This is a genomic window from Gluconacetobacter aggeris (assembly GCF_014174395.1).
Classification (GTDB): Bacteria; Pseudomonadota; Alphaproteobacteria; order Acetobacterales; family Acetobacteraceae; genus Gluconacetobacter; species Gluconacetobacter aggeris.
Genome location: NZ_JABEQD010000005.1, coordinates 87,495 through 104,501, shown reverse-complemented (window position 1 = coordinate 104,501; position 17,007 = coordinate 87,495). Strand labels below are relative to the sequence as shown.

The window sequence follows — 17,007 nt, the reverse complement described above, 5'->3', positions numbered from 1 at the left end:
ACAGGCTGGTCTTCTCGGCCAATCCATTCAGCCACTTGCCTGCCTCACCGCAGCCAGAAAACGGACCGGTCATGAACGAAGCGGATCAACTTGTCATCACTCCCGTATCCGGCCTTCGTCAGCTCTCGCAGTTCATCCGCCTTCCCCGCCGGCTCTATGCCGGACTGCCCGGCTATGTGCCGCCGCTGGACATGGAGCAGAAGGATCTGCTCCACCCGCGCAAGAGCCCCTTCTTCGGTCACGGGCGGGCGCAATATTTCATGGCCATGCGCGGCGGGCGGCCCGTCGGCCGGATTTCCGCGCAGATCGACGATCTGGCCATTGACAGACTCGGCGAAAATATTGGCTTTTTCGGGGCGCTGGACGCGATCGACGACGCGTCCGTCGTCTCGGCCCTGCTGCACGCCGCATGCGACTGGCTGCGCGAGCGGGGCATGATCACCGCCCGCGGCCCCTTCACGCTCAATTCCAACGGCGAACTGGGCGTGATGATCGAGGGCCATGACGCCCCGCCGATGATCGCGATGCCCTGGCACCCGCGCTGGCTGCCGCCGCTGATCGAGGCCGCCGGCTTCGCCAAGGCGATGGATTTCCTCGCCTACCAGATGGAAATCGGACCGCAGGCCGAGGCGAAGCACCTGGTTCCCTCCAGCCTGCGACTGGGCGAAGGGCGACTGGGCAGCGTGACGACGCGCACCATGCGCAAGGACAGGATGGCGGAAGACGGCGAGATCCTGCGCGGCCTCTACAACGATGCCTGGCGCAACAATTGGGGCTCCCTGCCGCTGACCCAGGACGAGATGACGGCGATGGTCGCGCAGATGAAGCCGATCCTGAAGCCCGAGCATTTCGTGCTGATCGAGCAGAAAGGCGAGCCCGTGGCCGTCGCCCTGGTGGTGCCGAACCTCTACGACATCGCGGGCGATCTCGGCGGCGCGCCCTCGCCGCTGGGCTGGGTCAGGCTGGCGGCGCGCCTGCTGCGCCACCAGTTCCATACCGCCCGCGTCATCCTGCTGGGCGTCAGTTCCAGGATGGAAGGAACGGCCCTGGGCGCCATCCTGCCCGCCCTGGCCATTACCGAACTGATGCGGCGCGGCCATTCCCTGCCCTACCGCATGGTCGAAATGGGCTGGATCGTCGAGAACAACATGCCCATGCGGCGGCTGATCGAACGCCTCGCCCCCGCCCCCTGCAAGCGGTACCGCGTGTACGACCGTTCGCTGACGGCGAACTGAAACCCGGGGCTACAGATGGCTCCAGCCGGTGCGATCCAGTGCCAGCGTGCCACCTGCCCCATCGCGCACTTCGACCCCTTGCAGCGCACGATCAAAGCGACCGATCCGGGTCACCGGCACGCCGCCCTGTGCGGCGGCTTCGCGCAAGGCAGCTTCCCGTTCCGGCGGAACCGCCAGCAACAGCTCATAATCGTCACCGCCGGTCAGGCAGGTCGCCAGCCAGTCCGGCCCCGCCCGCCGCGCGGCGTCCGACAGCGGCACGCATGACGCATCGAGCCACGCGCCCAGCCCGCTTTCCCGCGCCAGATGGCCCAGATCCTGCACCAGCCCGTCCGACACATCCATCGCCGCCGAGGCAATCCCCCCCAGCCCCAGCCCCAGCCTTGGTTCCGGCAGGCGATAGCGACGGGCCAGGAAACCCGAGGCATCCGCCAATTCGCCCCGCAGCACCCGCAATCCCAGCGCGCCGTCGCCAATCGTGCCGGTCACCCAGACACCGTCGCCGTCGCGCGCCCCGCTGCGCCGCAGGGCACCCCCCGGTCGGACATGGCCCAGAATGGTCAGGGACAGGACCAGCGGCCCCGATGTCGCCGTGGTATCGCCGCCCAGCAGGGTCAGGCCGTAGCGGGCCTGGTCATCCCCCAGTCCCGCCGCGAACGCGCCGAACCATTCCTCGTCGCGCGAATGCGGCCGGGTGAGCGCCAGCAGATAGCCCAGCGGCGTCGCGTCCATCGCCGCCAGGTCCGACAGGTTGCAGCGCAGCAGCTTGCGGCCCACCGTGTCGGGCGGATCGTCCGGCAGGAAATGCACCGATTCGACCATCGTATCGACCGCGATCACCAGTTCGCGGCCTTCCGGCGGATGCACCAGCGCGGCGTCGTCCGTCAGGCCAAGCGCCCCCTCGCCCGCAAGCGCGCGGAAATGCCGCCGGATGAACCGGAATTCCGACGGCAGGGGCGCCACGCGCCCCGCCGGATCAGGCGCCTTCGACCCCATGGGCGTCCTCGGGCGTCTCATCGGCCACGCTCCCGGCTTCGGCCTCGCTCGCCGGCGCGTCTTCGGCTGCACGCAGCCGGCGCGCCAGCGTGTCGAGCACGCCATTGACCATCTTCGGCTCGTCCCCGGAGAAGAAACCGTGGGCGATGTCGAGATATTCGTTGATGACCACCCGCGTCGGCACCCCGCCAACCACCGCCAGTTCCCCGCCGCCGGCACGCAGCAGGGCACGCAGCACCGGGTCAAGCCGCCCCACCGGCCAGGAGGCCGGCAGCACGTCGACAATCAGGGCATCGATCTGCTCGCGCCGCGCCATCGCCGAGCGCACCACCTGCTCGAACAGGCGGATATCCGCCTCGGGCACACGCCCGTCCTCATACTCGGCACCATGGTCCGCGGCCGGCACCACGCCCAGCCGATGACGCAGGAATTGCTGGATCACCGCCTCGGGCGTGTCGCCGGCCTGTTCGATCTGGAAAAGGGCCTGCACCACCGCCACGCGCGATGCGGTCCGCGAGCGGGTGCGCGCATGGGTCCTGTCTTCGTCCTGCGATCCGTTCATGCGCCTGTCTCCTGCTGCCACGATTCCGCGAGAGGCGGCTTCATCGCCTCTTTACGTCGCCAGGTCCATAGCCACCTTCCTCGGGCGCGTCGTTCTTCCGTCCCCCGGCCGCCGCCCGGGCCTCGGCCGCTCCGGGGATCGACTCCAGGATCGCCGCGAAATCCTTGGTTTCACGAAAATCCCAATGTACGCTGGCGAAACGAATATAGGCCACGATATCGACCTCGCGCAGCGTGTCCATCACCAGCTTGCCGATATCGACCGACGGAATGTCGGTTTCCCCCGACGCTTCCAGCTTGCGGACCAGGCCGTTGACGATTCGCTCGATCCGCTCGTCGTCCACCGGGCGCTTGCGCAGCGCGACACGCACCGACCGCGCCAGCTTGTCCCGCTCGAACGGCACACGCCGTCCATCGGCCTTGACCACATACAGGTCCCGAAGCTGCACCCGCTCGATGGTCGTGAAGCGCTGGCCGCATGACGCACAGATCCGCCGGCGCCGGATCGCCGCCCCATCCTCATGCGGGCGGCTGTCCTTGACCTGGGTATCGTCATGACCACAAAAAGGGCATCTCATGTGGGCTTCAGTCCTGCGCGGCGTATTCCTGGCACGGGAAATGCGCACGAAATCAACCGGACGCAAGCCCATGTGGACATGCCGGATGCGCTTTGTCCCCACCCCGCATGCTGATAACCTCTCCGAAATGCCGAAGCCGAGGAGCCCATGACGCGACACGCGCTGCTGATCGGATTACTGGTCCTCATGAGTCAGGCCGCCCTCTCGGCCGCCCGGGCCGCTCCGCTCACGCCCGACGACGACCAGGCCGCCGCCGGGCAGGATATCGACATCCGCGATACGTCGATCCAGATCCTCCGCCCCGAACGCCGGATCGCGGCCGGATATTTCACGATCGAGAACCGGGGCAGCGCCGTCCACCTGCTGGCCGGCGTCTCGTCGCCCGCCTGCCGCAATCTCGTCGCCCACCATACGGAACAGGAAAGCACGGGCGAAACCGCTAGCCTGTTCACGCATCTGGCCCTGCCGCCCGAGACCACCCTCGTCTTCCCGCCGGGCGGCTATCACCTCATCTGCGCCGGCTATGACGACAGCGTGCGCCCCGGCCAGCAGATCACCATCACATTCCACTTCCTGGGCGGCGCAACCCGCAGCGTCCCCTTCGCCGTCCACCCCGCGGCGAATACCGAGGAAACCACGCCGTAGCCTCCCCGGAGCGCACTCAGGCCGCCTTCGGCGTCAGGGTCCGACGCACCGCCTGACGCCAGCCGTCCAGCATCGTCTGGCGCTGCGCACCGTCCATGCTGGCCTCGAACACCTGCCCGCGCGACCACCGCGCGGCCACATCATCCAGGTCGGTCCAGACACCACAGGCCAGCCCGGCCAGGAAGGCGGCGCCCGTCGCCGTGGTTTCCAGATGCGCCGGCCGTTCCACGCCCGCCTGCAGGATGTCCGCCAGGAACTGGCAGAACCAGTCATTGGCCGCCATCCCGCCATCCACGCGCAGGGTGGTGACCAGTCCGCCCCCATCCTGCGCCATCGCCTCCATCAGGTCATAGGTCTGGTAGGCCACGGATTCCAGGGCGGCACGGGCAATGTGCGCCGCCGTGGCATCCAGCGTCAGGCCGCAGATCAGGCCGCGCGCCTCCGGGTCCCAGTGCGGCGCGCCCAGCCCCACGAAGCCAGGCACCATATACACGCCATGGCTGTGCGGAATGCGCGTCGCCATGTCGTCGGTCTGCGACGCATGGGTGATCAGGTGCAACCCGTCGCGCAGCCATTTGATCGCGGCCCCGGCGACGAAGATCGCCCCTTCAAGCGCATAAACCGTCCTGCCGCCGATCCGATAGCCGATCGTGGTCAGCATCCGGTTCGCCGAAGTCACCGGCGCCTCGCCGGTATTCAGCAGCACGAAGCAGCCGGTGCCATAGGTCGCCTTGGCCATGCCGGGCGTAAAACAGGCCTGCCCGACCAGGGCCGCCTGCTGGTCGCCCGCCATGCCCGCCACCGGAATCGCGCGGCCCAGAAGCGCGGGATCGGTCTCGCCATAGATCTCGCTATTGCCCCGCACCTCGGGCAGCAGGCTGCGGGGGATATTGAACAGGCGCAGCAGGTCGTCATCCCAGCACTGGCGATGGATATCGAACAGCAGCGTGCGCGAGGCATTGGTCACATCGGTGGCATGCACCCGTCCACCCGTCAGGCGCCACAGCAGGAAACTGTCGATGGTGCCGAAGGCCAGCCGCCCCGCCTCGGCATCCCGCCGGGCACCGGCCACATTGTCCAGGATCCAGGCCAGCTTGCTGGCCGAGAAATACGGGTCCAGCAGCAGCCCCGTGCGCTCGCGCACCAGCGCCTCATATCCCTCCTGCCGCATGCGGGCGCAAAGCGGGGCGGTACGGCGATCCTGCCAGACGATGGCCCGGTGGACCGGCTTGCCGGTCTCGCGGTTCCACACCACGATCGTCTCGCGCTGGTTGGTAATGCCGATCGCCGCCACGCTGTCCCCGGCGCCGCTCTGCTCCAGCGCATCGCGCGCGGTCGACACCACGTCACGCCAGATCTCCTCCGCGTCATGCTCGACCCAGCCATGGTCGGGATAATGCTGCGCGAATTCTGCACGCGCCGTCGCCAGCGGCCGCGCGTCATGGTCGAAGACGATGCTGCGGGTCGAGGTGGTGCCCTGGTCGATGGCCAGGATGGTGTTCTTCTTGCTCATGGTCGTTCCTCCCGAGTCTCCGCTCGATATCAGGGCTGGCCGGCAACACGGCCATCGGTCGTCTGTCCATCCGCCAGGGGACCGGCCTCCGACGGCACCCGGTCGCGCAGACGCGGCATATAGGGGCGCACCAGGCATTCATAGGCACCGGCACCGATCACGCCGCCTGCCAGCGGGCCTACGATGGGCACCCACCAGTAATGGCCCGGCGACGGCAGCGCGGACGGCCCCCAGCCCGCGAAATAACAGAACAGGCGCGGCCCGAAATCGCGCGCCGGGTTGATCGCCCACGCTTCCAGATAACCCGCGCATCCGCCGATCGCCGCCACCAGCAACCCGATGATCAACGCGCCCCCATTGGCCTGCGGCGCCTGGGTATTGTACTCGCACGTCACGGCGAAGATCCCGAACAGCAGCATCGCCGTCAGGATGGTCTCATCCATCAGCGCATGGATCGGCGTCACGAAATCGCCGGGATGGGTAAAGAACACCCCGGCCGCCCCACCGTCATGCAGCCGGTCCAGATGATGCGCCAGATTGAAATGATCGATCACCGGCGCATACAGCGCATAGACGATCGCCGCCCCGGCCAGGCCACCCAGCACCTGCACGGCGGCATAGGGCACGACCTTGCGCCACGAAAAGCCGCGAAACACCGCCAGCGCCAGCGTGACGGCAGGATTGGCATGGGTGCCCGACACCGCGCCCGTGACATAGATCGCAATGGTGACGCTCAGCCCCCAGACGATACATACGCCCCAATAGGCGTTGCGATAGGGGCTGGGATCGTACAGCGAATACATCGCGGCCACCGAATCACCGAACAGGATGATGATGAAGACCGCGATGAATTCGGAGATCAGTTCTCCGACAAACTGCTTGTTCCTGAACATGGTCCCGTTTCTTCTCGTTATTGATTTTCGGGTTATTGCTCTTGCGGTCCCTGAACCCGCCGCCTTGCCCTACCGGGCAGCCGGTCCTAGCCCGCCATGGCGGGCCGGATGTCGGGCACATTCTCGCGCCGGGCCTCCAGATAGCGTTCCAGCCGCTCCCGGCCCGCCTGGTCGATATGCAGCCCAAGGCGCGAGCGGCGCCACAGGATATCGTCGGCGGTCAGGGCCCATTCCCGCGCGATCAGATACTCGACCTCGCGCGCACTCAGGCCGCCGCCGAAATCCTCGCCCAGATCGGACCGTCGCTGCGCCTTCCCCAGGATTTCCCACGCCAGCGTCCCGTAATTGCGGACCAGCCGCCACGCCTCCTCGGCCGAGAGAAAGGACATATCGGCACGCAGCCGCGCCACGGCCGTATCGAACCCGCCCGCCCCCAGATCGCCGCCCGGCAATGGCCGGCTGGCGGTCCATCCCGGCCCGCCCAGCACCGGCAGGCTGGGCGCCAGCTTTTCCAGCGCATGCTCCGCAAGACGGCGATAGGTCGTGATCTTGCCGCCGAAGATCGACAGCAGCACCCCCTCGCCCGGCGGCGCGTCGACATCCAGCACATAATCGCGCGTCACCGCCGAGGCATTCTGCGCCGCATCGTCATAAAGTGGCCGCACCCCGGCATAGGACCACACGACATCCTCGGGCGTGACCGGATTGCGGAAATACCGGTTCACGCTCTCGCACAGGTAACGCACCTCGTCATCGGTAATCCGGACCTCGCCCGGATCGGCGGCCCACGGAATGTCGGTGGTACCGATCAGCGTGAAATCCCGCTCGTACGGGATCGCGAACACGATCCTCTTATCGGGATTCTGGAAAATATAGGCCTGTTCGCCTTCGAACTGCCGGGGCACCACGATATGGCTGCCCTTGACCAGCCGAACCTGCTTGGAAGTCTTGATCGCCAGCGTGTCGCGCAGCACCCGCGCGACCCACGGCCCGGCGGCATTCACCAGTCCGCGCGCCCGCACAACCCGCTGCCCGGCCGCATCCTCGATCGTCGCTTCCCACACACCATCGACCCGACGGGCCCCGATCAAGGCGGTGCGGGTCCGGATATCGGCCCCCTTCGCCCGCGCATCCATGGCGTTCAGCACCACCAGCCGGCTGTCCAGCACCCGCCCGTCGGAATAGATGAAGCCCCGCCGATAGTCCGGCCGCAGCGGCTTGCCGACCGGGTCCCGGTCCAGCCGCACCCCGCGCGAGCGCGGCAGCGTCATCCGCCCGCCCAGATGATCGTACAGGAACAACCCCATCCGCAGCATCCAGGCCGGCCGTACCAGCCTGGAATGCGGCAGCACGAACGAGAGCGGCCAGATGATATGCGGCGCGATCGCCAGCAGCCGCTCGCGCTCGATCAGCGCCTCGCGCACCAGGCGGAATTCGTAATATTCCAGATACCGCAATCCGCCATGGATCAGCTTGGTACTGGCGGACGAGGTATGGGACGCCAGGTCATGCTGCTCCACCAGCAGCACCGACGCCCCGCGCCCGGCGGCATCCCGCGCAATGCCGACGCCGTTGATACCGCCACCGACAATCAGCAGGTCATAGGGTTCCCGCGCGGCGTTCGCCCCGCGCGATGGATCGGACAGCATGACTCGTTCCTCCTGAACGATGTTCGTAAACGAACATAAAAGGAAGAATCAACGCAAAACGAAGCATCGAAGCGCGGTTACGAACTCTTGATGCCCGGCAGGCGCGTTGCCCTTGACCCACCAAAGAGCGGTCGCCTTTGGAAACCCATTCGGTACCAAATGATTGGAGCGCGGAGCTTCAGGCTCTGCCGGGTCGCAGCCGGAATTGGCCGAGGCTTCTTCAGCCGGAATGGCCCGCCTTATGCGTCATTCTCAAGGCGCGTCGATAATAAGACCCGGCCGCCATGTTCGTTTTAGAACATAGCGGACATTTACGCGCCGACACCCGCGATATGCAGGGCGACCTGATGCTGCTCCAGCACCGCACGTACCGATGGCGGCGGCGGCCGATCGGTGAACAGCGCCTGCACCTCGGACAGATGCCCCACCCGCCCCATCGGCCGCCGCCCGAACTTGGTATGATCGGCCAGCAGGAACACGGTGCGCGCATTGCGCATGATGGCCCGCGCCAGATCGATCTCATCGAGGTCGAAATCCAGCAGCGTACCGTCTTCCTCGATACCGCTGATCCCGATCACCCCGAAATCGGCCCGATACTGGTCGATCATCGCGGTCGCGGTCGGGCCCGTGATACCCCCGTCATGCGAACGCACCGTCCCCCCCGCCACCACGACGCGAAAGCTGGATTCCGGCGCCAGGGTCGAGGCCACATGCAGGTTGTTGGTAATGACCCGCAGCCCCTGATGATGCCGCAGGTTACGGGCGAAGGCTTCGGTCGTCGTGCCGATATTGATGAACAGCGACGAATGATCCGGAATTTCCCGGGCCGCGATCTGGCCGATCGCCTCCTTCTCCCGCCGGTTGAGGATCTGCCGCTCGGCATAGGCAATGTTCTCGATGGAAGAGACCAGCCCCGCCCCGCCATGATGCCGGGCCAACTGCCCGATGCCGGCCAGATGGTTCACGTCGCGACGGATCGTCTGCACCGCCACGCGCAGGCGCTGCGCCAGTTCCTCGTTCGCCACATAGCCACGCGCGCGCACCAGCGACAGGATCTCGCGATAGCGTTCCTCGGTCGGCACCCCGGCCATGGAGTCAGCCCGCCTCGGCCAGGACCTGCAGCACGGCCTCGCCGTAGCGGTCCAGCTTCGAGGCCCCCACACCCTTGATCCGCCCCAGCTCGTCCAGCGTCGCCGGACGTTCGATCGCGATGTCATGCAACACCGCGTCATGGAAGATGACGTAGGGCGGAATTTCCTGTTCCCGCGCCTCCCCCAGCCGCCAGGCACGCAACGCGGCAAACGGGCCCTCGGCCTCCGGCGGCAGGACAATGGCCGGCCGGGCGGTGCCGGCGGGTTTCGCACCGCGCGCCGTCTTCAGTTCCTCGACCGGATCGTCGCGCAGCAGCACCTTTTCCTCGCCCCGCAGGATCGGACGGGCCAGCGGCTCGTTCAGCGCCAGCGCATTGTAATCGCCGGTCACCCGGATGGCCCCGCGCGCGATCAATTGCCGGATCACCCCGCGCCAGAACTGCTCCGGCCTGTCCTTGCCGATCCCGAACACGCTCAGCCGGTCATGGCTGTAGCGCGCCGCCATCTCGTTCACCTTGCCGCGCAGCACCGCCGCCACATGCACCGCACCGAATTTCTGGCCGATGCGATAGATCGTCGACAGCACCTTCTGCGCCTCGACGGTGCCGTCGAACGAGGCGACCGGATTGCGGCAATTGTCGCAATGCCCGCACGGCGTGGCCAGCGTCTCGCCGAAACAACCCAGCAGCGCCTGCGTGCGACACCCCGTGGTTTCGGTCAGGGTGATCATCGCCTCCAGCCGGGCGCTCATGATCCGCTTCTGCGCCTCGGGTGCTGCCGATTGCTCCAGCCAGTGCCGCGCCCGCGCGATATCGTCACCGCCATACAGCAGGACGGTCTCCGATTTCTCGCCATCGCGGCCGGCGCGGCCGATCTGCTGATAATAGGCTTCGGGCGACGAGGGCATGTCCAGATGCACCACCGTCCGCACATCGGGGCGGTCGATCCCCATCCCGAACGCCACGGTCGCGACGATCACCACCGGCTCGCCGGAGCGGAAACGGGCCAGGGCCGCACGCTTCTCGATCGGCGACAATCCGGCATGGAACGGCAGCGCCGGCCAGTCGCGCTCGGCCAGCGACTTCGCCACCCGCTCGGTCTTGTTGCGGCTGCCGCAATAGACGATCGCGGCCTCGCCCGCATGCCGCCCCAGCACTTCGAGCACCTGCCGCAGCTCCGACGTCTTCGCCCGCACGGCGATATCGAGGTTCGGCCGATGGAAGCTGGCACGCAGGACCTGCGTCTCTGGCATGGCCAGCGCGCCAAGGATGTCGGTCTGGGTGCGCGGATCGGCCGTGGCCGTCAGCGCAATGCGCGGCACACCGGGAAAATGCTCGGGCAAGCTGGCCAGCGCCCGATATTCGGGCCGGAATTCATGCCCCCAGGCCGAAATGCAATGCGCCTCGTCGATCGCGATCACCGAGATCGCCAGCCGCGACAGCCGATCCAGCGTACCGGGCGACAGCAGCCGCTCGGGCGAGACATACAGGATATCCAGCCGGCCGGCGGCCAGGTCCGACCGCACCCGCGCCGCGTCATCGGGCTCCAGTTCCGAATGCAGCGCCCCGGCATTCACGCCCACCTGCCGCAGCGCCGCCACCTGATCGTCCATCAGCGCGATCAGCGGCGAAATCACCAGCCCGGTGCCCGGACGCGCCAGGGCCGGCACCTGGTAGCAGATACTCTTGCCGCCGCCGGTCGGCATCAGCACCAGGCAATCGCGCCCGGCCATCACCGCATCCACCGCCTGCTCCTGCAGGCCGCGGAAATCCGGGAACCCGAACACGCGCGACAGGATCGCCCTGGGCGTATCCTCCGCTTCGATACCCGTCATGCCGGCAAGGGGCGATCCCATCATACGGTCCGCAACCGGGGCGTCAGGGTGCTGCAATCTCAATCTCGACCCGGCGCGATCCAACAGCGCCGTCCTCGTTCGCGGGCGCACGCGGCCGCTGCCGGATACGGTCGGCCCGCACCCCGTCAGCCACCAATTGCCCCGAGACCTTCTTCACCCGATCGATGGCCAGCAGCGCGTCGGCCGACAGGTCGCCATGCGCCGAGGCATATCCCTCGACCGTCACGACCGAGAGCGGATACTTCCCGGCCTGCTCCGCCGCATGCTGCACCACCCACAGGGCCGGTTCTTCCAGCGCCGTGGAATCACGCGTGAAGAACACGACATATTTCCGCGACGGACCATCGGCGCACCCCGCCAGCAGGCACAACCCCAGGACCAGAGAGAGGCGACGCATCGGCAGATCCCCTTGCTTGAACGGCTTACGGATGAATCCGCCGCTAACAATGCGGGAAAGTCAGCGACATATGGACAGGGGACCTTGGTGCCCCCTCCCCACCCCCACGTCAACAGTTTCTGCCCGGAAACGGGGTTCTGGTGGCGATCCGACGCGCGTTTCCTGTGCTTCGATGCTCACGGCCATCAAGGCCGCTCCGCTCCGGTGCTCGGAAACACACGACGGCCGTGCCGCTGCGCGGCACTCTCGCTCACCAGAACCCCGTTTCCGGGCAGAAACCCGCGTGCCCCTTGGAAGACATTTGCGAGCCGCCGGCTTTAAACAGCGGCGGCGACGGCCTTTCCGTCCGACAGGCGCCAGACGCGGTCCAGTTTTTCCACTCCGACCAGCCGATGCGCGATCAGGATCACCGTGCGGCCGGCCGTCACGTCATAGAGCGTGGTCAGGAATTCGCGCTCGGTCTCGGCATCCAGCCCGGTCGCCGGCTCGTCCAGGATCAGGATCGGCGCGTCGGAGAGTAGGGTCCGGGCCAGCGCGATCCGCCGCCCCTGGCCACCCGAGAGCAACGCGCCGCCCTCGCCCAGCCAGGCATCCAGCCCCTCGGGCAGCGCGCGGACCACATCGCCCACCTGGGCACGATCCAGCGCCGTCCACAGATCGGCCTCGGTCGCATCGGGCCGTCCCAACAGCAGATTGGCCCGGATCGTATCGGCAAACAGATGCGTGGCCTGAGACAGCCACGCCATCCGCTGGCGCAGCGAACCACTCTCCAGCGTCGCCAGATCCTCGCCCCCCAGCATGATCCGCCCCGATGACGGCGACGCCACCTTCAGCAGCAGCGCCGCAAGCGAGGATTTGCCGATCCCCGACGGCCCCAGGATCGCCACCCGCGCTCCCTGCCGGATCTCCAGATTCAGCCCGTCGAATACGGCTGCCCGATCCGCCTGCCAGCGGAACGAGACCTGCTCGAAGCGGATATCGGTATCCGCCGGGGCCGGCCGCGTCCCCACGCTGACCGCCGGCCCGTCGCTCTCGCCAACGGCAACCACCCGCGCCGCCGCACGGCTGATCCCCCCGGCCAGCGCCCCGGCCCGCGTCAGGCCACCGGCACTCTCGAAACCCGCGATCACAAGAAACAGCAGCCCCACCCCACGCACCGCCGGGATCGGCCCCAGCCCGGCACCCAGGATCGCGGCCAGCACCGCCAGCACCGCCGCCTGACCGCACAGATAGGATGCCCCGCCCATCACCGCCAGCAACCGCGCCTGCCGCGCCTGCCCTTGCAGCAGCGCGGCATCGCGCGCCCGCGCGTGCGACAACATGCGTCCTTCAGCCCCAAAGGCCCGGATCTCACGCAGCCCGGTGACCAGATCCAACACCCCGATCCGCAGGTCGGCCAGACGATGCGTCAGGATCGCGGCCTCGCGCCGCCCCATCAGTGCCGCCGCCAGCGGCAGCACAAAGGCGCCGACCACGAACAGCCCGCCGACGAGCACCGCCAGCACCGGATCGACAGGCCCGATCGCCAGCACCAGGAAAGGCAGGACCAGGCACGCGCCGGCCAGCGGAACCATAATCCGCAGATAAAGCCCGTCCAGCGCCTCGACATCCGACACCAGGCGCGACAGCAGGTCGCCCGCGCGGCGGAATCCCAGCCCGGCCGCCGCCCCGCCCGCGAGGCGGCGAAAGAACCAGACGCGGATATCGGCCAGCGCCCGGAACATCGCATCATGCGTGACCAGGCGCTCGACATAACGCAGCACCACACGCGCCACACCCGATACACGCAGCAGTACCAACCCCGCCACCGCGCCGCCAAAGGCAAGCCCGGCCAGGCGCGCGCCGGCCCCACGCATCAGCACCAGCCCCGCCAGCAGCGCCAGCAGCGACAACAGGCCACCCGCCGCCAGTCGCGGCGCGCGGCGCTTCCACAACCCCACGATACGCAGGACCGGCGCCAGGCCGTCACGATCCTCGGCCGCCCGGCCGGACAGGGATCTGTCAGACATGGGCATGCCCCTCCTCGACAGGCGCCATCAGGCCGGCGCCCGGCTGCGAACAGCGTATTTTTCCCAGGTCGAGGCATGGACCGGCAAATGCCCGCACCCCCGCCGCATGGCTGGACAGGATCACCGTCCGCCCCCGTGCCAGAATGCGCAGGCTGGCGAAGATCTCGCTTTCGGTCTCCGGGTCCAGATGCGCCGTCGGCTCATCCAGCAGCAGCAGCGGCGCATCCTTCAGATAAGCCCGCGCAATCGCCACCCGCTGCGCCTGCCCACCCGACAGGCCGAATCCGCCTTCGCCGATCGGCGTATCCAGCCCCTCGGGCAGATCCGCGGCAAAGCGGTCGACCGCCGCCGCGCGCAGGGCCGCGCGCAACGCATCCTCGTCGGCATCGGGCCGGGCGAACAGAATATTCTCGCGCAGCGTGCCGGCAAACAGCACCGGTTTCTGCCCGATCCACGATATCAGCCCCGATTGGGCCGCCGGCGCCATGGTAGCCAGGTCCACGCCGCCAACCAGCACACGGCCGCTATCCGGCACGATAAAGCCCAGCAGCATCTCGATGATCGTCGATTTGCCGGCGCCGGAAGGCCCCACCAGCGTCAGGATCTCCCCCGCCGGGACGGTGAAGCTCAGCTTTTCGAAGACCGGCCCACGCGCGGCATCCCACGCGAAGGTGACGTTCTCGAAAGCCACCGATACCCCATTCCCCGAGAGAACGGGCACCGCGTCCCGTGCCGTAACGGCCGAGACCGTCCCCTCCGGCAGGTCCCCCATCGCCGACGCGGCGCCGGACGCATGGGCGCGATCCTGATAGGCCAGGGCCAGCGCGCGCAGGGGGGCGAAGAATTCCGGCACCAGCAGCAGCACGAACAGGCTGCGCGCCACCGCATCGGCCAGCGCGGCCGACGCGCCGCCATGGCGCAGAACCTGCACCATCCCGCCGTCACGCACCACGATCAGCACCAGCGCCACCACCATCGCGCAATCGATCGATGCCGAGGACAGAAACGCCACCCGCAGCACCTTCATGGTCCGCCGGCGCAGTTCGTCGGCGGCATCGGCCAGCCGCCTTGCCTCGTCATCGGCCCGGTTCAGCAGGACGATGGTGGCAATGCCGCGCACCCGATCGAGGAACCGGGCCTGCAACCGGGTCATGGCCAGAAACTGGTTGCGCGACGCCACGGCGGCGCCGATGCCGAAGACGGCCTGCCCCACCGGCACGGCTAGGCCACACACGATCATGATCAGCCCCGCCCCCGGCTGCACCAGCGCGGCCAGCGCCGCGATCAGCCCCGGAACCGCGATCCACAGGACCGAGGCCGGAATCCAGCGCGCGAAGAACCCGTCCAGCGCCTCGATCCGGTCGACGGCCAGCGCCGTCAGTTCCGCGCTGTGCCGACGCCGCAACAGCGCCGGCCCGCCCCGCAGGATGGCCCCCAGTACCTCGTCGCGCAGCCGCGCGCGGGCACCACGCCCGGCCCGGGCCGCCGAAACGTCGCCCTGGGCCAGCAGCAGGGCGCGCAGCAGGGCCAGCCCCGCCAGGGCGGCCAGCAACTGGCCGGCACCGGGCCATGCGGCCGTACCGGGCCCGACCAGCCCCCGCGCGAGGATGGATGCCACACACCATGCCTGGCCGACGGCCACCAGCCCTGCCAGCATGCCGCAGGCCATCACGGGCATCGCCTGCCTTCGTCCCAGGCGCGACTGCGCCCGTGTCCAGGCACGCATCACCATTTTGTCACCGCTCATGACCGCGACCTATAATCGAAGCGTCCGGCCAGGGACACCCATTCCAGATCGTGAATCGCCCCCGCCATCCGGCCACCCGCCATGCGGATTCAGCGGACGAGACCGCCCGCCTCATCCGCTTTCAGAGGGAACAGGAGGATATAGCGCGTCCCGTTCTCCTCGATGATCTTCAGGCTTCCACCCAATTGCCGCGCGAAACCGCGGATCAGTTGCATGCCGATCCCACTTCGCTCCTCGCCCGACAGCCGGTATCCGCCGGCCAGTCCGATCCCGTCATCGGCAATGTCCAGCCGCGCCTGGCTGGGCTCCACCCGCTCCAACCTGACGGAAATGGTGCCGCGCCGCCCGTCGGCAAAGGCATGCTTGATGGCATTGCTGACAATCTCGGTGATGATCAGCGCCAGCGGCACCGCCTGGTCGGGCTCAAGCTCCAGGGTCGCAGCATGGACCGAAAGGTCGAGGCGCCCGCCGCCCGCATGCCCCGCCGCCTGCATGATCTGGCTGCACAGCTCGGTGACGAAATGCTCCATGTTCATGCTGAACAGTTCGCCTTCGGCGTACAGGTAACGATGCAGGGTCGCCAGCGCCCGCACCCGGTCGCGGGCCTGGGCGAATTCCTCGCGCGCCTCGGTCTGGCGGATGCGATTGGCCTGCAGGTTCAGAAGCGAGGCGACGATCTGCAGGTTGTTCTTGACCCTGTGATGCATCTCCTTCAGCAGCAGTTCCTGCCGCACCGCCGCACGCGCCAGGCGCCGTTCGTCGCGGACCAGGCTGCGGGTCGCCTGCGTGAAGGCCCGCGCCAGTTGGCGGATCTCGACCGGCACCACCCAGTTGGAACGCGCATTGAACACGCCGTCGCCCGCCTGCCACCGCTCGACCGAAGCGGTCAGCCGGCGCAAGGGCGCGATCAGCAGCGCATTGGCGCTCTGCGTCACCATGATCAGGCAGAATCCCAGCAGGCTGACGATGATGAACAGCCAGATCACGAACATGACCAGCGCCCGGGTTTCGGCCAGGTTGCGGCGGGTCATCGTCAGGGCCGCGACCCCACCTTCGATCGGGCCATACGCGAATGCGGCATCCCCGAGACTCAGGGTCTGCCGGGTCTCGCGCTGTACGGACGTCATGCTGCCAAGCCAGCGCACGGCATCCGGCGGCGGCGGCCCCGGCGATGCGCAATCGTCGCACAGGGGGGAAAGCGTGCGGTCGCGACCGATGATCCACGCATCGATCGTTCCGTTCTTCTGCATGAAATCCAGCCGCGGATCGCCGATCTGCAAATGATGCCGGCTCCAGACCACAGGCATGACGGCGGTCAGGAAGCCGGATCGCACCGTCCCCAATGAATCGGCGATCGGCGTGGAAAGCGTGACCCGGATATAGGAATGCCGGACCGTATCTTGCGAGGGGATATCCAGTTGCACCACCCGCACATCCCCGCTGAAGCGCGGCAGGTCCTCATAAGGCACCTGGTCGGGCAGAGGTAGCGGCGTGTCGCCATTGACCGCCAGCAGCACGCGCCCCTCATCATCCAGCAGCGCCAGCCGATAGAATTCCCCGGTCAGCGAGCGGGCCATCTGCAGGGTCCGCACAAACCCATTCTCATCCAGCGACATGCGACTGACGGAAGACAGCAGGGCGCCAATGTGGTCGACATCGTGGCGCACTTCCAGATCGATCCGGCTGATAGCCATGTCCGCCCGGAAAGCCGGCGCCTGAAGCGTATGACGATAGCTGTTCCATGCCTGAAAGCTGGCGATAATCGCCATCGGGCCGGCCGCGCAGAAGATGATCGCGATCATCCGCGCGCTCACCGTCCCGAACAACTGCAGAAACCA

Annotated in this window: 14 protein-coding genes; 2 read left to right on the top strand and 12 right to left on the bottom strand. The window is 67.7% G+C overall.

Annotated elements, in window-relative coordinates:
- Nucleotides 1-71 precede the first annotated feature (71 nt).
- Complete coding sequence (locus HLH36_RS09370; protein WP_182986132.1) at nt 72-1,235, top strand: hypothetical protein; 1,164 nt, start codon at nt 72-74, stop codon at nt 1,233-1,235.
- A 9-nt stretch (nt 1,236-1,244) separates the two neighbouring features.
- On the opposite strand, the gene thiL is transcribed toward HLH36_RS09370, so the two are convergent.
- From thiL to nrdR, 3 genes are read right to left on the bottom strand one after another with little or no spacing between them, the layout of a single operon-like run.
- Nucleotides 1,245-2,231, bottom strand: coding sequence for a thiamine-phosphate kinase (thiL, locus tag HLH36_RS09365; RefSeq protein ID WP_182986258.1), 987 nt, complete (start codon nt 2,229-2,231; stop codon nt 1,245-1,247).
- Complete coding sequence (gene nusB, locus HLH36_RS09360) at nt 2,212-2,793, bottom strand: transcription antitermination factor NusB (protein WP_182986131.1); 582 nt, start codon at nt 2,791-2,793, stop codon at nt 2,212-2,214. The genes thiL and nusB overlap by 20 nt, the downstream gene beginning before the upstream one ends.
- Nucleotides 2,794-2,833: 40 nt before the next feature.
- A complete protein-coding gene (gene nrdR, locus HLH36_RS09355; protein ID WP_182964586.1) occupies nt 2,834-3,370 on the bottom strand; it encodes a transcriptional regulator NrdR in 537 nt (178 codons plus the stop codon).
- 147 nt (nt 3,371-3,517) lie between these two features.
- On the opposite strand from nrdR, the gene HLH36_RS09350 reads away from it, so the two are divergent.
- Nucleotides 3,518-4,015: a copper chaperone PCu(A)C gene (locus tag HLH36_RS09350; RefSeq protein ID WP_182986130.1), complete on the top strand. Its 498-nt coding sequence runs from the start codon at nt 3,518-3,520 to the stop codon at nt 4,013-4,015.
- Nucleotides 4,016-4,031: 16 nt separating this feature from the next.
- On the opposite strand, the gene glpK is transcribed toward HLH36_RS09350, so the two are convergent.
- The 9 genes from glpK to HLH36_RS09305 all read right to left on the bottom strand — a co-directional run bounded on the left by glpK (nt 4,032) and on the right by HLH36_RS09305 (nt 16,971).
- Nucleotides 4,032-5,528 (bottom strand): glycerol kinase GlpK, encoded by a 1,497-nt coding sequence (glpK, locus tag HLH36_RS09345; RefSeq protein ID WP_182986129.1) that lies wholly within the window; start codon nt 5,526-5,528, stop codon nt 4,032-4,034.
- Between the two features lie 29 nt (nt 5,529-5,557).
- Entirely contained in the window at nt 5,558-6,421 is an 864-nt protein-coding gene (locus HLH36_RS09340) for an MIP/aquaporin family protein (RefSeq protein WP_182986128.1), read from the bottom strand.
- Nucleotides 6,422-6,507: 86 nt separating this feature from the next.
- Nucleotides 6,508-8,070, bottom strand: coding sequence for a glycerol-3-phosphate dehydrogenase (gene glpD / locus HLH36_RS09335; RefSeq protein ID WP_182986127.1), 1,563 nt, complete (start codon nt 8,068-8,070; stop codon nt 6,508-6,510).
- Between the two features lie 311 nt (nt 8,071-8,381).
- A complete protein-coding gene (locus tag HLH36_RS09330) occupies nt 8,382-9,161 on the bottom strand; it encodes a DeoR/GlpR family DNA-binding transcription regulator (RefSeq protein ID WP_182986126.1) in 780 nt (259 codons plus the stop codon).
- A gap of 4 nt (nt 9,162-9,165) precedes the next feature.
- The gene (recQ, locus tag HLH36_RS09325) at nt 9,166-11,016 is read right to left on the bottom strand and encodes a DNA helicase RecQ (protein ID WP_408871875.1); all 1,851 of its coding nucleotides are present in this window, start codon (nt 11,014-11,016) and stop codon (nt 9,166-9,168) included.
- A 22-nt stretch (nt 11,017-11,038) separates the two neighbouring features.
- Entirely contained in the window at nt 11,039-11,413 is a 375-nt protein-coding gene (locus HLH36_RS09320) for an OmpA family protein (RefSeq protein WP_182986125.1), read from the bottom strand.
- Nucleotides 11,414-11,730: 317 nt separating this feature from the next.
- A complete protein-coding gene (cydC, locus tag HLH36_RS09315) occupies nt 11,731-13,422 on the bottom strand; it encodes a thiol reductant ABC exporter subunit CydC (protein ID WP_182986124.1) in 1,692 nt (563 codons plus the stop codon).
- The gene (gene cydD, locus HLH36_RS09310; RefSeq protein ID WP_182986123.1) at nt 13,415-15,169 is read right to left on the bottom strand and encodes a thiol reductant ABC exporter subunit CydD; all 1,755 of its coding nucleotides are present in this window, start codon (nt 15,167-15,169) and stop codon (nt 13,415-13,417) included. Before cydD ends, cydC begins: the two co-directional genes overlap by 8 nt.
- 89 nt (nt 15,170-15,258) lie before the next feature.
- A complete protein-coding gene (locus HLH36_RS09305; protein ID WP_246376651.1) occupies nt 15,259-16,971 on the bottom strand; it encodes a sensor histidine kinase in 1,713 nt (570 codons plus the stop codon).
- Nucleotides 16,972-17,007 lie beyond the last annotated feature (36 nt).